This window comes from Caballeronia sordidicola, from assembly GCF_001544455.2.
Taxonomy (GTDB): Bacteria; Pseudomonadota; Gammaproteobacteria; order Burkholderiales; family Burkholderiaceae; genus Caballeronia; species Caballeronia sordidicola.
Window position 1 is genome coordinate 150593 of the sequence record NZ_FCOC02000004.1, and the last position, 15823, is coordinate 166415.

Genomic DNA, 15823 nt, shown 5'->3' on the forward strand with positions numbered 1-15823 from the left:
CCGCACTGTTCAGTAATTTTCCCTGCACACTTCAAGAGATCAGACCATGGATCCCGCCACCGACATCACAATCAATGCAAGCAGCGGCGTTCCCATGACCGACCAGCTCGTATCGGGAATCACGCACCTGATCCGCACGCGTCAGTTGCTCTCGGGCGCAAAACTGCCGTCGATTCGCGCGCTGGCGGCGAGCCAGCAGATCAGCCGTTTCCCGGTGATAGAGGCGTACGACCGGCTTTCGTCGCTGGGAATGATCGTGCCCCGGCACGGCTCTGGGTTTTTTGTCGCGAACCATATGGGCGGTGAGGACGCCGGCGGCGGATCGGATCCGCGGCTAGCCGAAGAGGAATCGAACCAGATCCTGCAGCAGTTCAACTATCCCGGCGAGACGCTGAAACTCAGCAGCGGTTTCGTGCCGGAAGCGTGGCGCGACCTGGAAGGCATCACGCAGACCGTGCGGCAGGTCATGCGCACGGATCCGAGCAGCATCGTCGACTACGCAATGCCGCATGGCGACGCCAACCTGCGCCTGCAGATCCAGATGCGCCTCGCGATAGTCGGCGTAGAGGCGGATGTGTCGAACATCATCGTCACGAGCGGCGCGAGCCAGGGCCTCGACCTGATCGTGCGCTTCATGCTGAAGCCCGGCGACACCGTGCTGGTCGAAGATCCCGGCTATTACAACCTGTTCGGCCTGCTCAAGCTGCAGGGGGTGAAGATTGTCGGTGTGCCGCGCCTCGCGAACGGGCCGGACGTGGATTTCGCCGAGCATCTGCTCAAGAGCATCAAGCCGAAGCTCTTCTTCATCAATACGGTGTTTCATAACCCGACCGCGACCAACGTTGCGCCGCAAGTGGCGTTCAAGTTGCTGCAACTCGCGCAGCAGCACGACTTCACCATCGTGGAAGACGATATCTACGCCGACTTCCAGGCAACGCCCACGCAACGGCTCGCGTCTCTCGATCAGCTCGATCACGTGATTTATCTCGGCGGGTTATCGAAGACGTTGTCGTCGTCGCTGCGCATTGGTTATCTTGCCGCGAAGCGCGAGCTGGTCAAGGATCTCGTCGATGTGAAAGTGCTCACCAGCCTTGGCGGTTCGCGTTTCAGCGAATGCGTGGTGGCGGCCCTGCTTGAGCGCGGGACCTACCGGAAGTATCTGGAACGGTTGCGACGAAGGATCCGCGACACGTTATCGACGGCGGTGCAGCGGCTCGAGCAACACGGCTGGGAAGTATTCGATGAACCCAGCGGCGGCAATTTCGTCTGGACGCGCGTGCCGCATGTCGACGATTCCATGGTGCTGGTCGAGCAGGCGCTCAAGTTCGGGATCACGCTTGCGCCAGGGAGTTACTATCGGCCGAACGGGGAGGCGTCGCCCTGGGTGCGGATCAATACGGCTCACGCCGACGACCCGCGAGCGCTGCGTTTCTTCGAGCACATGGCGGGTTATCGGGGAAAGCGCTAGACCTTTCTTGCGTGTTCCGTGGTCACGGCGCGCTCTTCGTCGGTGGCAAGGCGCGCCACCGGCGCGGGTTCGTCGATCCACGCCGTCAGCAAGGTGGACGTGACAGCAAGAATCACCGGCCCGATAAACAGCCCGACGATTCCGAACGCGAACATGCCGCCGAGCACGCCGGATAGAATCAGCAGCATGGAGAGATTGACGCCGCGTTTGATCAGCATGGGCCGAAGGAAGTTATCGAGCATGGCGACCATGACAGACCACACCAGCAGCAGGATGGCGGCGAGTTGCGAGTCGTGCCAGAAGAGATAGGCCACGCCGCCAAGCAAGGGCAGCAAGGGTCCGATCTGCGCGAGACACAGCATCAGCATGACGGCAGCCAGGATGCCGGCTGCAGGCACGCCCGCGATCCACAGGCCAATCCCGCCCAGCGTGGATTGCACCACAGCCGTCACAACGATTCCCAACGCCACCGCGCGAATGGCGAGCCCCGCGAGCTTGACCGCTTCGGCTCCGCGCTGGTTTGCGAGCCGTGTGGCGAAGCGCGTGACGAACCGGGCTGCGTGGTCGCCCTGGCTATAGAGAATGCCCGAAATGATGATGGTCACGAACATGTGGATCACGAACACGCCGACAATGGCGGCATGGCCGAGCAGCCAGCGCGCGGCGATGGTCACATACGGTTCGAGCCGCGCCAGAATGCCGCCTGGGCCGGAGTCGGACAAGGTTTGCCATTCCTGCGCGATCCGATGGCCTGCAAGCGGGATATCGCCAATCCAGCCGGGCGGCGGCGGAAGCGCGTAGTTGGGCAGGCTCTTGATGGCGGCCATGATTTCGCCGCCGTGCAGCGCAAGGGTGGAGATCGCCTTGTAGAGCGGCAGGACGATCACGATCACCAGCATGATGAGCATGATCGCGGTCGCCGCCCAACGGCGATTGCCGCAGCGGCGCTGCACCGCGAGCATGACCGGCCACGTTGCGACCACGATGGTCGTCGCCCAGATCAGGCCCGGAATGAATGGCCGAAGAATATAGATGCTGCCGATCATCAATCCCATGAGGATCACGATCACGAGCAGATGTCGCGCGATATCGACTGGCTGGCGTGGGTTCACTTGGTACTCCCGACTAGGTTTTGCCAGCATTGTGCCTCAATGCCTTTAAGCCGCCGTCTTAATAACGAACGCCGTGATTGCGGCGTCCAGCATTTCCGGACATTGCTTGTGCGGAGAGTGGCCGCAAGCGGGCAACTTCACGAGCTTCGCGTGCGGCGCATGCGCTGGAATGATGTCGATCTGCGCCATCGTTGCATATTCGTCATCCTCGCCTTGAATTGCGAGAAGCGGGCATCTTATGGACGATAAAAGCCGGGTGATATTCCAGTGTCTGAACTCCGTGCTCAGCCAGATATCGTTCCATCCGTAGAAGGCCGAGTCGACATCGGCGTGATAGCGCGACAGCCGCTGGCGCAAATCGCCTTGCGTGTATTGAACGCTCGCCTGCCCGATTGCCGTCACCGACCGATCTTCCACGAACACATGCGGCGCAATCGCGATAACCCCAGCCAGCGAATCGGGGAACGCTGATGCATGGAGCAGCGCAATGGAACCGCCGTCGCTGTGCCCGATCATCCACATCCGGGCGCGCTCGGCGTGATCTATTCGAAGGGTATCGAGTAACGCCGGCAGCACGTCCTGCGCTTGAACGTGCAGGAAATCGACCGGCCATTTCGCACCGGACTCACGCGGCGTGGATGCGCCATAGCCGGGCCGCGAATAAACCAGTCCGCGAAAGCCGAGCTGGTCGCAAAGCGCCTGCGGCCAGTCCTTCCACATGGCGATCGAGCCCAGACCTTCATGTAGAAACATCGCAATCGGGGCGTCCGGCCGATCCTCGTTCAACCATCTATATTCAATCTTCAGCGCCTCGCCGCTCTTCGCCGGTATTTGCGCGAAGGAGGACGTGCTCCTGCGGGATGATTGCGATGCCAGACGATCCATGATTTGCGGCGGGAGGTTGGTGGATTGCTCGCCGGTTGAGGACAGCCGCCGGCCGCCCTCGCGTGGGCTCAGGCGCTCCATCAAAGCCGGCTCGCTGTGTTCAGCTAGTCGGCGGGGCGTTTATCGGCCAGGGCTCTCCGGCATTCGTCGAGAACACGCAGCACCAGCTCCGACTGGTAGTTGAGGTCGTCGCTATCGAGGATTTCTTCGACCGCGTCGCGAGCCCAGTCCGCGTCGACCAGTTCCGAATGCCGCTGTGCAAGGTCGGCCGCAATGGCCGACAGCTTGGCAATGGCGAGCCATTCGGCTTGTCGCTGATGTCTGTCGAGCCATTTGTGAGCAGCTTGCACATGGAAGGCCGCGGTGGGCCAGGAACCGTTGAGGTAATACGCGCCGAGGCTCCCGCAAGTGAGCCAGCAGAGCAATTCCACACGGTCGTTCGGGCCGAGATTGTGGCGTACATCGTTCATGGCATTGCTCACGAAGATGATTGATGTTTTCCGGAAGTTTCGATTCCGACAGGAAAACGATAGCACGCCACGGTGCAATGCGGAATTACCCATTTCCGCTATACGTGTGAGGCCTCGCAAAACTCCACGATATCCGGGTTCCGGCAGCCCGTGATTCGGCTGCGCCCGCGACGGAGAGGAGTCAGGCGGCACACGTTACGTAACGACTGAAACGTACCGCAGGATGCTAGTGATGCGTGACAAAACGGGTAGCGGTTCCCCGATAAAAATCCGGAGCAGCCATGGCCATGGTGATTTCACCAAACGACGACTGCAGCAAGCTGATTTTTTCCCGCAGGTCGTCCAGCCGGCCAGCCGCGATGGTGGCCAGTTCGCGGACGTTGCGAAGCAGTTTTTCGCACAATGCCGAATACTGAGCCGCGACCGTATCCAGGAGGGCAGGCGACGGCGAACCAGGCTCGCCGGTGCTTGGGCCAAGCGATGCCGATTCGTGTTTCCGGGCGTTGCGCAGACGCTCCGTCGCCTGCGCGAATACTTCTACGGGAGCAATAGCGGTGCTGATGGACGCGTCGACTTCATCGAGCGCAGCTTTCAGGTCGAGCGCATTTTCTTCCACGGATACAGTCAGCCCCTGAATCTTTTGCGGGGTTGCCCAACCGTGCAGCACGAGGGTTTCGCTGGCGTCAACGAGTGCGGCGGTGATTGCGGATACTGCCTCCCGTTCTGTTTCAACGCGATATTTAAGCGCAGTGCATTCTGCAAGAACCGCGCTGAAAGCCGTCATATGTGTTTCTATCACTTGGATTATTGGCATGGATGAAAGATAAAATGAATGATAGCAATTTGAGTAGATTTGACATTTTCAGAAAGAAACGAGAAACGAGCTGCTGCATAAAAAAGAAATTTCCGCTATGTAAAATGAAACGACTAATCAATCTATTTCATGTGCGCGATGCAGTCTGTTTTAAATATACTTCGAACCATGCGCGCAGGTTCGACGCTGTTCCCGTCCGGACCGGATTTTAAAGATGTACACAAACTGACTGTTTTGATCTGAAACTGAAATTCATTCTGAAATAGCGTACCGTATGAAAATGATGTTGCCGGTTCCAGCGAAAAATTAAAGGAAAAGTTTGTTATTCACGGAATTGCGCAAGAAAGATTCGCCTGGAACTATGACAAAGCGAGATTATGAAACGGCGACATCCGATATCCCAATTCTAGGATAAGAATTTCGGAGGTGAAACTAAATGTCCGAAACGGAACCTTAGTTTGCACGCTGAAATTGGACGTTTTTTTACTTTGTGCCACAACCAACGGCAAGTGAGCATGCCTCGACGACGGTTCGCATGAAAAAACGGCAAAGAGCGCGCGGAATTGCTATTTAATTCCGCTTCATAGCCCGATTAGATGAACAATTCGGCCAAATTTCCCGGTTTTCCGCCTCGCAAGCGACCATGGTTATTTTGGGATATCGAACGGCTTTCTAATGAACGCTTGTTTATCTTTTCTTGTATCGCAATAGTCGCGTGAAAAGTCGGCCTGTGTTTTCGCAAAGGCGGGCCGCAACGGATTAGCGGCGGACAAAGCACAAGATTGCGTGCAGGACAAATTGCGCAACGTCTCGGTCTGAGGTCTAATTTGTGCTGAAAGCACCGGTCAGACCCAATATAAGGAGCAGGAAATCATCTACACGCTTCTTCATCGGACCACGCCTTGACGCCCCGTTTGCGAAGCATCTGGCGTCTTGCCAACTTGTTCGTTCGTGAAAGCCGCATAACAGCGTCGGCGTCTGGCCGGACCGAGCCGCTGCACCGCGTCATGCGCTCGTTCACCGCTGGCGTGCGCACTCATGGCGCCACCAGTCTGTCACAGCGCGCGCCCCTGCTTCAAAATCTCTCGGGCGTGCTGAGCATGGCCTCGGGTGTGCTTGCCCAGCATCCGGCGTTATCGGAGACAGCCGTGCGGGTTGCGCTGGCCGAACTGAATACATTGAAGATGCCATTAAAAGGTGCGCCGTTGCGGCACGCGCTTGACGCCGCATTGCCGCCCGGGCGCGCCGCTGCGTTGATCGAGATCGAAGAGGAACCCGAGCGGTGCGGTATCGCGGAGCAGACGCATCGAGCTTCCTTGCGGCCGAATGCAAACGTGGATTTAACGACCGGCACGGGAATCATGAGGCCGGCCCTCAGCGCCCGGATCACGCTGATTCGCGCCGATACCCGCGCGGAACTGGCACAGGACCTCGATATATCCAGCGCGGCGGCGCGGCTCGCCGAACGGTTCTCCCGCGAGGTGCGCGAGCAGAACGTGAGTTCGCTGATCACTCGCCTGGGCGACGTTGTCGAAGCGATGCTCGACCTGCGCCAACGCGCCGCCGATCAAAGTTTCCTCCGCTACCGCCTGCGTGAAGTGAACGGCGACGATCGCGTTGTCGTGCCCGAGGTGCTGTGGGAGTTTTGCAGCGATACCGTACTGGTAACTCGCGCCGTGCGCAGCGTGCCGCTTTCAGACGTCGCCGCCTTGCGCGCGCACGGGATCGAGCCGGTCGATTTGATCGCCACGTGGATCGAGGCTTTCTTCGAGATAGCGCTGGGCGAAGGCATCTATCACGCGGGGCTGGAGGCCGCTGGCGCGGCGGTCAGCATTGAACCGGATACGTTCGGCCGGCTGGTGCTCGACGGTGATTCGCCGCTGACGTTTTTTGCGGCTCACGAGCGCAGCTTCCTGGTAACCGGATCGGACGCACTGCTGCGCGGCGACCACAAGGCGGCAGCGCGCGAACATATGCGTCAGGGCGTACCTCACGCCCACGAAACCCAGCACGCGGTGCGTGTGGAAGCAACCTATCGCCGGGAAGCGGAGCGTTTTGCCGGCGATGCGCACCGCCACCGCACTGTCGCCGATCTATTTACCGCGCTTGGCAAGGGCCCGCTTGAACACACATTCGCCGATGCCCATACCGGCATTGCATCGCGGGCGGCGTTGCTGGCGCGATCGGCGCAGAGTATCGAGGAAATGGCGCAGCGGATTGCACCGGATATCGATGTCTGGCGGATTGCGCGCCGTGTGATCGTGCGCCTGGCGCTGGATCAATTCAGCTCGCACGGGTTGGTGGCGCAGGTGGTTAAGGAGGCGGTGCACTGGCCTCACGCGTTGCCACGCGTGCCGAATCTGCTGGCGCGCTGGATGGCGCGTCAAAACCGGCGCGGCGAGGGCGTGCGTCCGGATCACACGCTCTGATCCGGGCGGCGGGCGTTGGCCAAGGCGAGGAACGGGTGTTGCTTGATAACTCCTGAAACTTCAAACAGGAGCGAATCATGACTACAACCACGCCGCCACCGGATTCCCGTTCGTCGCAGTCCCGCAACATCAAGGCAGAACCGGGTGAACCCGATAACCGCAAGCTGACGCAAGATCCGAAGCAGACGGCCGAAGTGCCGCTGGGCAGTGGCGACGCGCCCGAGCCTAGCGGCACTGGCGGTTTTGGTTCGCACAGTTCGGAGCCGGAAGGGGTATCGAAGGGTACTTCGAGGAAATCGGATTTGCCTGCCACTGATCAAGTGAGCAACAAACCTGAAAAATAATGTCCACGGCCGCTTTTCAGGCGGCCGCTGTGATTACAGGCGATCAGGGCATACCGCCCAATGAAGGCGAAATGATGCTGCCCGGTGCCAGATCATCCGGCTTGCTATCGTTTGCAGCACGCGTAGCGACCGGTGCGTGATTCGTGCTGCACGTATCGACGGATTCCTCGCCGACGCAGCGCATGAAAGCATCCGCGACCGTGCTGTCCGAAAATGTATAAACGGTTGTTTCTACCAGCACTTCTGTGTCAGATAACCGGTTTGCCGTGATTGCCATAAATTGCTCCCGAAGATGTTTGTTCTTTCAGGCAGCATCAAGCGGGCCCGATCCGTGGCCAGATAAAGATCAACTCGAAAAAAAACCGGCCGCGTCGTGAAGGCGCGTCCGGCTTATCCAGCGACAACCCGGCAAATAAATTACCGTTGCCGTGCCCAGATCGCGCCCAGCACGAACCCGATCGCACCGGCGACGAGCACGCCGTTGATCGGCTGTGCAATGACCGCTTCGCGCACGTTGTCGAGCGTCTCGCCGTAATTGCGTTGAATCGTGCCAAGCGCCTGACGCGCCTTGCCTTCCGCTTGCGTCGACGCATCGCCGGTCAGTCCGCCTACCGCATCCTGAACCTTGCCAACGACGGTTTGCGCCGCGCCTTCTACCTGATCCTGCACCATGGTGCCTCCCGTTCTGTTGAAGCGGTTTATTGAAGAATCCGGCGTACCGGAGCGTTCATTTGAGCAGGGTTCGTGCCCAGGCGTCAGGACGGGACCAAAACAGCGTCAAGCCGGACCGATCAGGCGCGTGACGATCTCGATCAATGAGTCGATGGAAAGCGGCTTGCGGTGAGACTCCAGTCTGGGATGCGAGACGTCCGGTATGCGCGCGGCGGCGCTGGAGAGGACCACGGGAATCTGCGACAGGGTATCGTCGGAGGCGAGCGCGCGGCAGAGCGCAAGGCCGTCCATGGTCGGCATCATCCAGTCCGTGATGATCAGGTCTGGCGGGTTTGCGCGCACGGATTCCAGTGCCAGCAAGCCATTGGACGCGGTGACGACTTGATAGCCTTCCATCTGGAGCACCAGCCTCCAGGTGGTCAGCAGGTCGAATTCATCGTCGACGACGAGGATCTTTTTCATGTCCGCGTGCCGGCGTCCTGTGATGACACGACCGGCGTGATCGTGCCGCGCGCCGATAACAGCCTGGTCGTGCCCACAGGATCATCGGTGAAATGCAAACCGTTTTCATCGATGATGAAACGGCGGATCGAGGAATCGTGGGCGGCCTCGCGCTGCTTGACGATCGAGACGATCCGGTACAACGACGTAGCGGTTTCGATATACCGCAACAGGACGATATTCTCGGTCATCGCCGACGCACGGATGGAACTGCTGTGCGTCACGTCACCGTACAGCGGCAATTCTTCGGTCAGGAGCGTGGTGACGCTTTCCTGGCGCAAACGATGTGTGAGCGCGTTCAGGAACAGGCCGAAACGCTCCATGCGGTTCGCGGAGTCGTGGAATCCTTCGATGCCGTCGACCACGAGCCGTGACGCGCCTGTGCGCTTCACCACGGAAATCAGCTCGGCCGCGAGTTCGTCGATGGCGAGTTCCACTGCCGGACGCCATTCGAGGATCATGCGGCCGTCGGCAACCGCGTCGGCGAGCTTGATCGAGACCGATTCCGCTTTCGCGACCAGCCGTTCGGGCGATTCGTAGAAGCCGAAATACACGCAGCGCTCGCCACGCGCGAGACCCGCTTCGAGAAACTTCAGCGAAATCAGCGTTTTGCCGATACCCGACGGCCCGATTAGAGTCGTGGTCGAGCCCCTGACTACGCCGCCGCCAAGCATGGCGTCGAACTCGGGCAATCCGAACGCGAGTTTCGATTTCAGATCAGGCGCACCTTCGCGCAGTTTCGAACGTGCTTCCAGACGCGGGAAGGTCACCAAACCGTCGGCCGTGATCTTGAAGAAATGCCGGCCCAGCAGATGATCGCGGGCGCGCAGCTTGTGCACTTCGATTTCCCGGGCGCGCCGCATGCCTGTCGCGAACCGGTTCAACTCGACCAAGCCATCGACCAGCGTGTGTTCCGGATGCGGCTCGTTGCCCGACAGCGGTGCGAGGATCAGCGTCGTGCAGCCCGCCGCCGACACGAAGGCGCTCAGTTCGTGGATGAACTGCGACAGCTCGAGTTCGGTGGAACTGAATTCGCGCGCGCTGCGAAAGCCGTCGATGACCATGAAACGCGGCCGGTTGGTCTTGATGGTCGAAGCAATCAGCGCCAGGAATCCGCCGAGGCCGTCGCGAATCAGTTCGTGATAGCCGGAAACGAAGAACATCTTGTCCGAAATGGCGTCCGCGTCATAGAACGACAGCGCCTTCAGATGCGACAGCAGCTTCGAATGCGATTCCGCGATCAGCGTGATGTACAGCACCGTATCGCCCTCGGTTACCCGATGAAACCCGATCTGCGTCGACAGGATGGTCTTGCCCGCGCCCGCCATGCCTTCTATCAGATACAAGCCGCCCTTGATCAGGCCGCCGCCGAGGATGTCGTCGAGGCCGGGCACGCCCGTGGTGACGGTGTTCGGATCGGAATCTGGCTGGGTAGGTGCGATTGCTTGATCGGTCATGAATATCTCGGGTGGCTTGGCCCGGTAACGGTGGCGCGTAAAACGTGATTATCGCCGAGAAGCCGCACGATATCGGTATTTGTAAATTTTTGCGCAATCGTTTTTGATCCAGCAGCGGCCGGCAAAGGCCCGTGGCACGCATTTTCACGCGGCCGACGCTTCGCGCACAGTGTCCAGTTTATCGATGTTGTCTGGGAGAAATTAAGAACTCGCTCATGGTTCGCCGCGCGTGCCGATGGTCTCATCTTGGTTTGCGTACGCGTGTTGCGTCGACCTGACGCGCAGCCGCGTTCTTCCGTTCGTTTCACGCCTGTACGAGTCCGCAGTTCTCTGGCCGTTCGCGCAGGCATTCCTGCTGCGAGACCGCCAATGTCCTCACGTCCAACGTCGTTGCGTTCCATCTTCATTGCCGCAAGCCTGCTCGCGCTTGGCGGTTTGGCCCACGCCGGGCCAGGCACGGCCGCGGCATCCATCGATCCGGGTATTTACTCCGGCGCGCCATTCGCGTTTCGGTCGGATCGCGCAATCTTGTCGGCTGTGCCTGACCGGACCGATGATGCCCGTATCTTTTCGCCCGTGAGCAATATGGGCGACATACATCCGCGTCAGCCTGATTCGGATCGTGTGCGTTTGCGCCACGATCTCTAAAGCGCGGCTTGAAACGTTTGAAGAATTTCTACGGGAGTTGCTAAAGAATCGCTTCAGGAATTGCTCCAAAGCATGCAGTGTTTCAAGTGACGAAGTAGATACAAAAAGCGGCCTCACGCATTTTCCGCTTTACCTTTTCTATCTGCCATAATTCCCGTGCTTTCGCATTCTTAATTGCGTTCAACCCGGAAATTCCATGAACTCCAACAAAACAACGAGAGGCGGGGCGCTGGTCTTGGCATGGTTCATCCTGTGCGGCGCGGCGTGCGCTGCCGGGCCGACAGCGTCCGCGCAAGGCAGCGCCACAACGGCCGATGCGCTAGGTGGTTCGGGCGCGCGCCGCAGTCTGCTGACCAACGGCGCTGCCGACGAACCGCAGGCAACGGCCAATGGCAACATCGCGGAATTGCAGCAAATGATCCGCGACGGAAAGGTAAAGGAATTACGCACCACGTATAACGGGAGTTATGGCGCGAGCATGTTGTTTTACCCGGACGAAATGACTTTTTATATTGCATTGTTCCAGCAAAAGAAATTCTGGCGCGTAGTCAAGACACAGGCTGACGCGCGTGCGGAAACAGTTTATGCGGACTTTGCGAAGAACAGCGCCGCGCTTGCCGATACGGAAATCCGCCGCACCAAGCTCGAGGCCGAAAAGAACTTTGCCGACCGGTTGATTGCCGTTCAGCAATCGCGTGCGAACCGCTTGCAGGCCGACCTGGAAGTCGCGCGGGCCCAGCAAAGCCAGGTGGTGGACCGCCAGGCCGAGCAGCAAGAGGCCATTCGTTCGCTGCGTGCGGAGCAGGATGCGGCGCAAGCGCAATTGCGCGCGTTGCAGACCAAGGTGCAGGACCTTCAGCGCCAATCGGATACCGACCTGATGCCATTGCCGTTTCCGAAGTGACTCGCGCCTGACAATACAAACCCTGCAGTCATGGTGCAGCCACTTACGCACGCGCGAAGCGTTTCAAGCACCGTAAAAACGGCCGCCATCGCGGCCGTTTTTTATTGCCATCGCAGTAATAAGCCGCTAAAACTTTTCCGATAATTAACGTTTAACAGTTGTTTCCAAAATCGTTCAAAACTGTTTCATCAATTAAGAATTATCCAGTAAGGAATGCTTGATTACGCGTGCTAACATGCCGCGCGATTTCGGATTCCAGATCATTTTTGATATCCGGATCGAAGGCTTGAGGCGAATAAAGTGGCTGTGGAAATCGGGTAATTGTCTGATGGCCCGACCAGTACGCATTTGTCTCGATATCTCAGTCACACGTAATTTCGAAATGGTAAACAGGATGTCTAATAAATTAATCGCTGCAGGCTTGTTGTCAATTGGTGCGCTCGCTGGCTGCTCCAGCGCTTCGGGCCCCACCTTCAATGCCAATCAGATTCAAACCGCTAATGGTGCGCAGGTTTATCGCGTGGAATGCCATGGTTTGTTCGAAGGCGTCGCTGCATGCGTGAAGCAGGCGCAGAAAATCTGCGGCGACAAGCCCGCATACAAGCTTGAAACCATGGAACGCCTGCGCGCTCCGTCGGACGACGCCATGGATCCGCGCGTCCTGACGTTCCAGTGCGGCGCGCCGGCTCAGCCGGAAGTGGCGCCCGCGCCGGCTCCCGCGCCCGTGCCGCAGGCCGCCCCGGAAATGCCGCGTCAGATCGATCTGAGCGGCGATGCGAACTTCGCGACCGACAGTGCCACGCTTACGCAGACCGCCAAGAACACGCTCGACGAGTTCGTCGCCGCTGGGCAGAACGTGCAACTGCGCCAAGTCGAAGTGGCGGGTTACACCGACTCGACGGGCTCGGCTTCGCATAACCTGCGCCTGTCGCAGCGTCGTGCGGAATCGGTGATGCAATACCTGAAGAGCAACGGCTTGCGTTCGCAAAACTTCAAGGCGCAAGGTTTTGGCGCTGCCAACCCGGTTGCGTCGAATTCGACCGCCGCAGGTCGCGCAAAGAACCGTCGCGTGGAAATTCGCGTCAGCACGCAGTAATCGGATCGGCGTTAGCCGGGGCTTCGGGCTCTAGTTTTAACGCTCCGATGCAAAAACCCCGCAGCGCGTAGCGCTTGCGGGGTTTTTGTGCGTCCGGGACGGCTAATGTTCTGATCGGCTAGAACAGCGTTAACTGTGCCCTTCCCGGGCCGCCTTCCAGCGTCAACAGATGCTGCTTGCGCTCCACACCGCCCGCGTATCCCGTCAACTCGCCGTCCGCGCCAATCACGCGATGACACGGCACGATAATGCCTACCGGATTGCGTCCGTTCGCAGCGCCCACGGCTCGCGACGCGCCCGGCGCATATCCCATGCGACGCGCGAGATCGCCGTATGTCCACGAATTTCCAAATGGAATTTCCTGAAGCGCAGCCCACACGCGCTGCTGGAATTCTGTTCCATTCAAACGCAACTTGACGGAAAACACGGTCCGTTCGCCGGCGAAATATTCGGCGATCTGCTCCATCGCTTCTGCGACGACGCGCGAGCGCGTCGTGCCGGTATCGGCGAGACCTTTGGGGAAATGTTTCTGGCCGATAAAAAACAGCCCCGTAAGGTGTTCATCTTCAGCGCGATACGCGAGGTGGCCAAGCGGACTTGGTGCAACGTGACATTCGATCAACAGTCTCTCCCAGCCATTTCAAGCGGCTCGATTTCAAGCCTAGATAAACGGATTATCGGTCTTGCTGGCGGCCTTTGCCGGATCGGCGGCAAGTTTGGCGGGCAGCGCGGCGTCGCTTTGCAATGCATCGACAATCGCGTTCACTGCTTTTTGCAACGCAAGCGCCGTCGCGAGGCCGGTCTTGTCGCGGGTAATCGTCAGGTCGCCGGAAACAGACAGGCGCGCCGGGTCATTGGCAATCACGAGTGCGTCGCCATTGATGTTGAGCGTGTCGGTATCGTTTGAGAATGGCTTAAACACCTTTTAGTCCTCCAATGCGTTGATCTTTCAGAGAATCCGGAATGCCCGGAAACTGCAGTCCGCTCATGGCCTCCAGCTCGTGGACCGTCTTGACTGTGTATTGGTTCGTCGGCGTATTGTCGACGACCACGGCGAACGCCAGCTTGCGTTGCGGCAAATACACGACCTTATACAACTGAGTGGGCACCAGCACACGCGACTCGCCGATGGTCTGCAACTGCCGTCCGGAAAAAAGCGGGCCGGTCACGACGTAGACATCGCCGGATTGCTCGACCAGCCGCCGCACCGCTTGCTCGATACGCGCCCAGATGCGCCGGTTGTTCGACGGGTTTTGCGGCACAACGTTCGCAAGCGAAAACGATTCGGCCATGCCTTTCTTGTCCCACCGGTCGCCGGCGGGACTCATGTGGCCGCGATCGAAGCCGCTTTGCTTGTAGTCCGAGAGCGTGGCGCTTTCGCCGGGCGGCAGTTTCTTATCGACGAAAAAGCGGTTTGTGCGCGTGTTGTCACGGGCGTCGTCGATGTGTTCCGGCGTGAGGTGTTCCGCCGACCACAAGGGGCCGTGGGTTATGCCGGAATGGAGGACGGCGAAATCGGAATAGCAAAGTTGCTGCGTGGACGCGCGCATCTTCGCGTTCACCACAATGGGCGTCTGGCCTCCAGGGCTGAATTGCGGACAGTCTGCGGCGAAAGCGGTCAGGGAAAACGTGCAGCCGAGCGCGGCCAGGAAGAGCGGAAAGCGAGTTATGAAACGTGCTGTAAAGCGCGCTTTGAACTGCGGGAAGCGGATTTGCATGCGAAAGGCGAGGGTGGTCGTTTGGTCGAGGCGGCAGTATAAGCGCACGCGTCCGAGCGGCGGCTGCACGTAAGCACAAAAGCACTCCGCCCCGATCAAAGCCAGCACGCGATAAAATTCCCCCGCCGCGGCATCGCGGCTCAAGCGCCCGAGCTTGTCGGTCCTTCCTGTTCTTATCTGCGAGTTTGCGCGCCCATGACTTTGATCAGCCGCATGTTTTGCGCTGTTTTAGCTTCGCTCTCATTGGTTGCATCGCCTGTTTTTGCGGATGACTCAAGTGCGTCCGCCGCTTCGGCGACTGCTCCGTCCGCCGCCCCTTCAGCCGCCGATAACGACGGCCCTGTCTACGGTCCCGAGTTGCAGGGTTTCGACTATCCGTATCCGGTCGGCAGGTTTGCGTTGTCATCGCAGCGGCAGATCGTGCGCATGGCGTATATGGACGTGGCGTCGAAGAATCCGAACGGCCGGACTGTCGTCCTGCTTCACGGCAAGAACTTCTGTGCGGCGACGTGGAAGGAGAGCATCGATGTATTGACCAGCGCGGGTTATCGCGTGATTGCGCCCGATCAGATCGGCTTTTGCAAATCCACGAAGCCAACGCGTTATCAATACACGTTCCAGCAACTCGCCCGCAATACGCATGCGCTGCTCGAGGCGCTCGGCGTGAAAAAGGCGACGCTCGTCGCGCATTCCACGGGCGGGATGATCGCCGTGCGATACGCGCTGATGTACCCGCAGGACACCGAGCAGCTTGTGCTGGTGAACCCGATTGGCCTTGAAGACTGGAAGGCGAAGGGTGTGCCGTCCATTTCCCTCGATGACTGGTACATGCGCGAGTTGAAGACCACCGCCGACGGCATTCGCAAGTACGAACAGTCCACGTATTACGCGGGTCACTGGGACGCGCGCTATGAGCCGTGGGTGCAGATGCTGGCCGGGATGTATCGCGGGCCAGGGAAAGATCTCGTGGCGTGGAATTCGGCATTGCTGTACGACATGATCTACACGCAGCCGGTGGTCTATGAGTTCGGGCAGATCCGGACGCCGACGTTGCTGCTTATTGGCGACAAGGATACGACCGCGATCGGCAAGGATCTCGCGCCGCCGGATATCCGGCCGACGCTCGGGCGATATCCCGAGTTGGCGAAACAGGCAGCGGCGGCTATTGCCGGGGCGAAGCTCGTCGAGTTTCCGGAACTCGGACACGCGCCGCAGATGCAGGATCCGCGCGCGTTCCATCACGCCTTGCTCGAAGGGCTTGCGTCCGTAGGCGCCAAAAGCAACTGAACCAGATCCGCACCCGGC

Annotated in this window: 18 protein-coding genes; 7 read left to right on the forward strand and 11 right to left on the reverse strand. The window is 59.3% G+C overall.

Annotated features, from left to right (window positions below):
• Positions 1-46 precede the first annotated feature (46 nt).
• Positions 47-1468 (forward strand): aminotransferase-like domain-containing protein, encoded by a 1422-nt coding sequence (locus AWB64_RS09935; RefSeq protein WP_060818541.1) that lies wholly within the window; start codon positions 47-49, stop codon positions 1466-1468.
• Here AWB64_RS09935 and ydiK read toward each other — a convergent pair.
• From ydiK to AWB64_RS09955, 4 genes are all read right to left on the reverse strand, one after another.
• Positions 1465-2580 (reverse strand): AI-2E family transporter YdiK, encoded by a 1116-nt coding sequence (gene ydiK / locus AWB64_RS09940; protein WP_244164008.1) that lies wholly within the window; start codon positions 2578-2580, stop codon positions 1465-1467. The genes AWB64_RS09935 and ydiK overlap by 4 nt on opposite strands.
• A gap of 45 nt (positions 2581-2625) precedes the next feature.
• Positions 2626-3465, reverse strand: coding sequence for an alpha/beta fold hydrolase (locus AWB64_RS09945; RefSeq protein WP_060818753.1), 840 nt, complete (start codon positions 3463-3465; stop codon positions 2626-2628).
• 104 nt (positions 3466-3569) lie between these two features.
• Positions 3570-3935, reverse strand: a complete 366-nt coding sequence (locus AWB64_RS09950) for a hypothetical protein (protein ID WP_060818542.1) — start codon at positions 3933-3935, stop codon at positions 3570-3572.
• A 226-nt stretch (positions 3936-4161) separates the two neighbouring features.
• Positions 4162-4719 carry a hypothetical protein gene (locus AWB64_RS09955; protein ID WP_060818543.1) on the reverse strand — a complete coding sequence of 186 codons (558 nt, stop codon included), beginning with the start codon at positions 4717-4719 and terminating at the stop codon, positions 4162-4164.
• 1037 nt (positions 4720-5756) lie between these two features.
• On the opposite strand from AWB64_RS09955, the gene AWB64_RS09960 reads away from it, so the two are divergent.
• Entirely contained in the window at positions 5757-7178 is a 1422-nt protein-coding gene (locus AWB64_RS09960) for an AarF/UbiB family protein (RefSeq protein WP_244164009.1), read from the forward strand.
• A 77-nt stretch (positions 7179-7255) separates the two neighbouring features.
• The gene (locus AWB64_RS09965; protein WP_060818545.1) at positions 7256-7522 is read left to right on the forward strand and encodes a hypothetical protein; all 267 of its coding nucleotides are present in this window, start codon (positions 7256-7258) and stop codon (positions 7520-7522) included.
• Positions 7523-7565: 43 nt separating this feature from the next.
• Here AWB64_RS09965 and AWB64_RS09970 read toward each other — a convergent pair whose 3' ends face one another.
• The 4 genes from AWB64_RS09970 to AWB64_RS09985 form a co-directional block, all read right to left on the reverse strand.
• On the reverse strand, positions 7566-7799 hold the full coding sequence (locus AWB64_RS09970; protein ID WP_060818546.1) for a hypothetical protein: 234 nt from the start codon (positions 7797-7799) through the stop codon (positions 7566-7568).
• 140 nt (positions 7800-7939) lie between these two features.
• The gene (locus tag AWB64_RS09975) at positions 7940-8194 is read right to left on the reverse strand and encodes a CsbD family protein (RefSeq protein ID WP_060818547.1); all 255 of its coding nucleotides are present in this window, start codon (positions 8192-8194) and stop codon (positions 7940-7942) included.
• Between the two features lie 105 nt (positions 8195-8299).
• Positions 8300-8656: a response regulator gene (locus AWB64_RS09980; protein ID WP_060818548.1), complete on the reverse strand. Its 357-nt coding sequence runs from the start codon at positions 8654-8656 to the stop codon at positions 8300-8302.
• Entirely contained in the window at positions 8653-10152 is a 1500-nt protein-coding gene (locus AWB64_RS09985; RefSeq protein WP_060818549.1) for an ATPase domain-containing protein, read from the reverse strand. The genes AWB64_RS09980 and AWB64_RS09985 overlap by 4 nt, the downstream gene beginning before the upstream one ends.
• A gap of 369 nt (positions 10153-10521) precedes the next feature.
• On the opposite strand from AWB64_RS09985, the gene AWB64_RS09990 reads away from it, so the two are divergent.
• The 3 genes from AWB64_RS09990 (at position 10522) to AWB64_RS10000 (ending at position 12800) form a co-directional block, all read left to right on the forward strand.
• Positions 10522-10800, forward strand: coding sequence for a hypothetical protein (locus AWB64_RS09990; protein ID WP_060818550.1), 279 nt, complete (start codon positions 10522-10524; stop codon positions 10798-10800).
• Positions 10801-10996: 196 nt separating this feature from the next.
• The gene (locus AWB64_RS09995) at positions 10997-11704 is read left to right on the forward strand and encodes a DUF2968 domain-containing protein (protein ID WP_060818551.1); all 708 of its coding nucleotides are present in this window, start codon (positions 10997-10999) and stop codon (positions 11702-11704) included.
• Between the two features lie 394 nt (positions 11705-12098).
• Positions 12099-12800: an OmpA family protein gene (locus tag AWB64_RS10000; RefSeq protein ID WP_060818552.1), complete on the forward strand. Its 702-nt coding sequence runs from the start codon at positions 12099-12101 to the stop codon at positions 12798-12800.
• Positions 12801-12918: 118 nt separating this feature from the next.
• Here the strand turns inward: AWB64_RS10000 and AWB64_RS10005 are convergent, their stop codons facing one another.
• From AWB64_RS10005 to AWB64_RS10015, 3 genes are read right to left on the reverse strand one after another with little or no spacing between them, the layout of a single operon-like run.
• Complete coding sequence (locus AWB64_RS10005) at positions 12919-13422, reverse strand: methylated-DNA--[protein]-cysteine S-methyltransferase (protein ID WP_060818553.1); 504 nt, start codon at positions 13420-13422, stop codon at positions 12919-12921.
• A 39-nt stretch (positions 13423-13461) separates the two neighbouring features.
• Complete coding sequence (locus AWB64_RS10010) at positions 13462-13722, reverse strand: hypothetical protein (protein ID WP_060818554.1); 261 nt, start codon at positions 13720-13722, stop codon at positions 13462-13464.
• A complete protein-coding gene (locus AWB64_RS10015) occupies positions 13715-14518 on the reverse strand; it encodes a DNA/RNA non-specific endonuclease (protein ID WP_082850437.1) in 804 nt (267 codons plus the stop codon). The genes AWB64_RS10010 and AWB64_RS10015 overlap by 8 nt, the downstream gene beginning before the upstream one ends.
• Positions 14519-14713: 195 nt before the next feature.
• On the opposite strand from AWB64_RS10015, the gene AWB64_RS10020 reads away from it, so the two are divergent.
• Positions 14714-15805 (forward strand): alpha/beta fold hydrolase, encoded by a 1092-nt coding sequence (locus tag AWB64_RS10020; protein WP_082850423.1) that lies wholly within the window; start codon positions 14714-14716, stop codon positions 15803-15805.
• Positions 15806-15823 lie beyond the last annotated feature (18 nt).

Bases quoted from the DNA above. Each gene is read 5' to 3' on its own strand.
- AWB64_RS09935 (WP_060818541.1), top strand. From the start codon at position 47: ATGGATCCCGCCACCGACATCACAATCAATGCAAGCAGCGGCGTTCCC.
- AWB64_RS09945 (WP_060818753.1), bottom strand. From the start codon at position 3,465: ATGGATCGTCTGGCATCGCAATCATCCCGCAGGAGCACGTCCTCCTTC.
- AWB64_RS09950 (WP_060818542.1), bottom strand. From the start codon at position 3,935: ATGAACGATGTACGCCACAATCTCGGCCCGAACGACCGTGTGGAATTG.
- AWB64_RS09955 (WP_060818543.1), bottom strand. From the start codon at position 4,719: ATGACGGCTTTCAGCGCGGTTCTTGCAGAATGCACTGCGCTTAAATAT.
- AWB64_RS09960 (WP_244164009.1), top strand. From the start codon at position 5,757: ATGCGCTCGTTCACCGCTGGCGTGCGCACTCATGGCGCCACCAGTCTG.
- AWB64_RS09965 (WP_060818545.1), top strand. From the start codon at position 7,256: ATGACTACAACCACGCCGCCACCGGATTCCCGTTCGTCGCAGTCCCGC.
- AWB64_RS09970 (WP_060818546.1), bottom strand. From the start codon at position 7,799: ATGGCAATCACGGCAAACCGGTTATCTGACACAGAAGTGCTGGTAGAA.
- AWB64_RS09975 (WP_060818547.1), bottom strand. From the start codon at position 8,194: ATGGTGCAGGATCAGGTAGAAGGCGCGGCGCAAACCGTCGTTGGCAAG.
- AWB64_RS09980 (WP_060818548.1), bottom strand. From the start codon at position 8,656: ATGAAAAAGATCCTCGTCGTCGACGATGAATTCGACCTGCTGACCACC.
- AWB64_RS09985 (WP_060818549.1), bottom strand. From the start codon at position 10,152: ATGACCGATCAAGCAATCGCACCTACCCAGCCAGATTCCGATCCGAAC.
- AWB64_RS09990 (WP_060818550.1), top strand. From the start codon at position 10,522: ATGTCCTCACGTCCAACGTCGTTGCGTTCCATCTTCATTGCCGCAAGC.
- AWB64_RS09995 (WP_060818551.1), top strand. From the start codon at position 10,997: ATGAACTCCAACAAAACAACGAGAGGCGGGGCGCTGGTCTTGGCATGG.
- AWB64_RS10000 (WP_060818552.1), top strand. From the start codon at position 12,099: ATGTCTAATAAATTAATCGCTGCAGGCTTGTTGTCAATTGGTGCGCTC.
- AWB64_RS10015 (WP_082850437.1), bottom strand. From the start codon at position 14,518: ATGCAAATCCGCTTCCCGCAGTTCAAAGCGCGCTTTACAGCACGTTTC.
- AWB64_RS10020 (WP_082850423.1), top strand. From the start codon at position 14,714: ATGACTTTGATCAGCCGCATGTTTTGCGCTGTTTTAGCTTCGCTCTCA.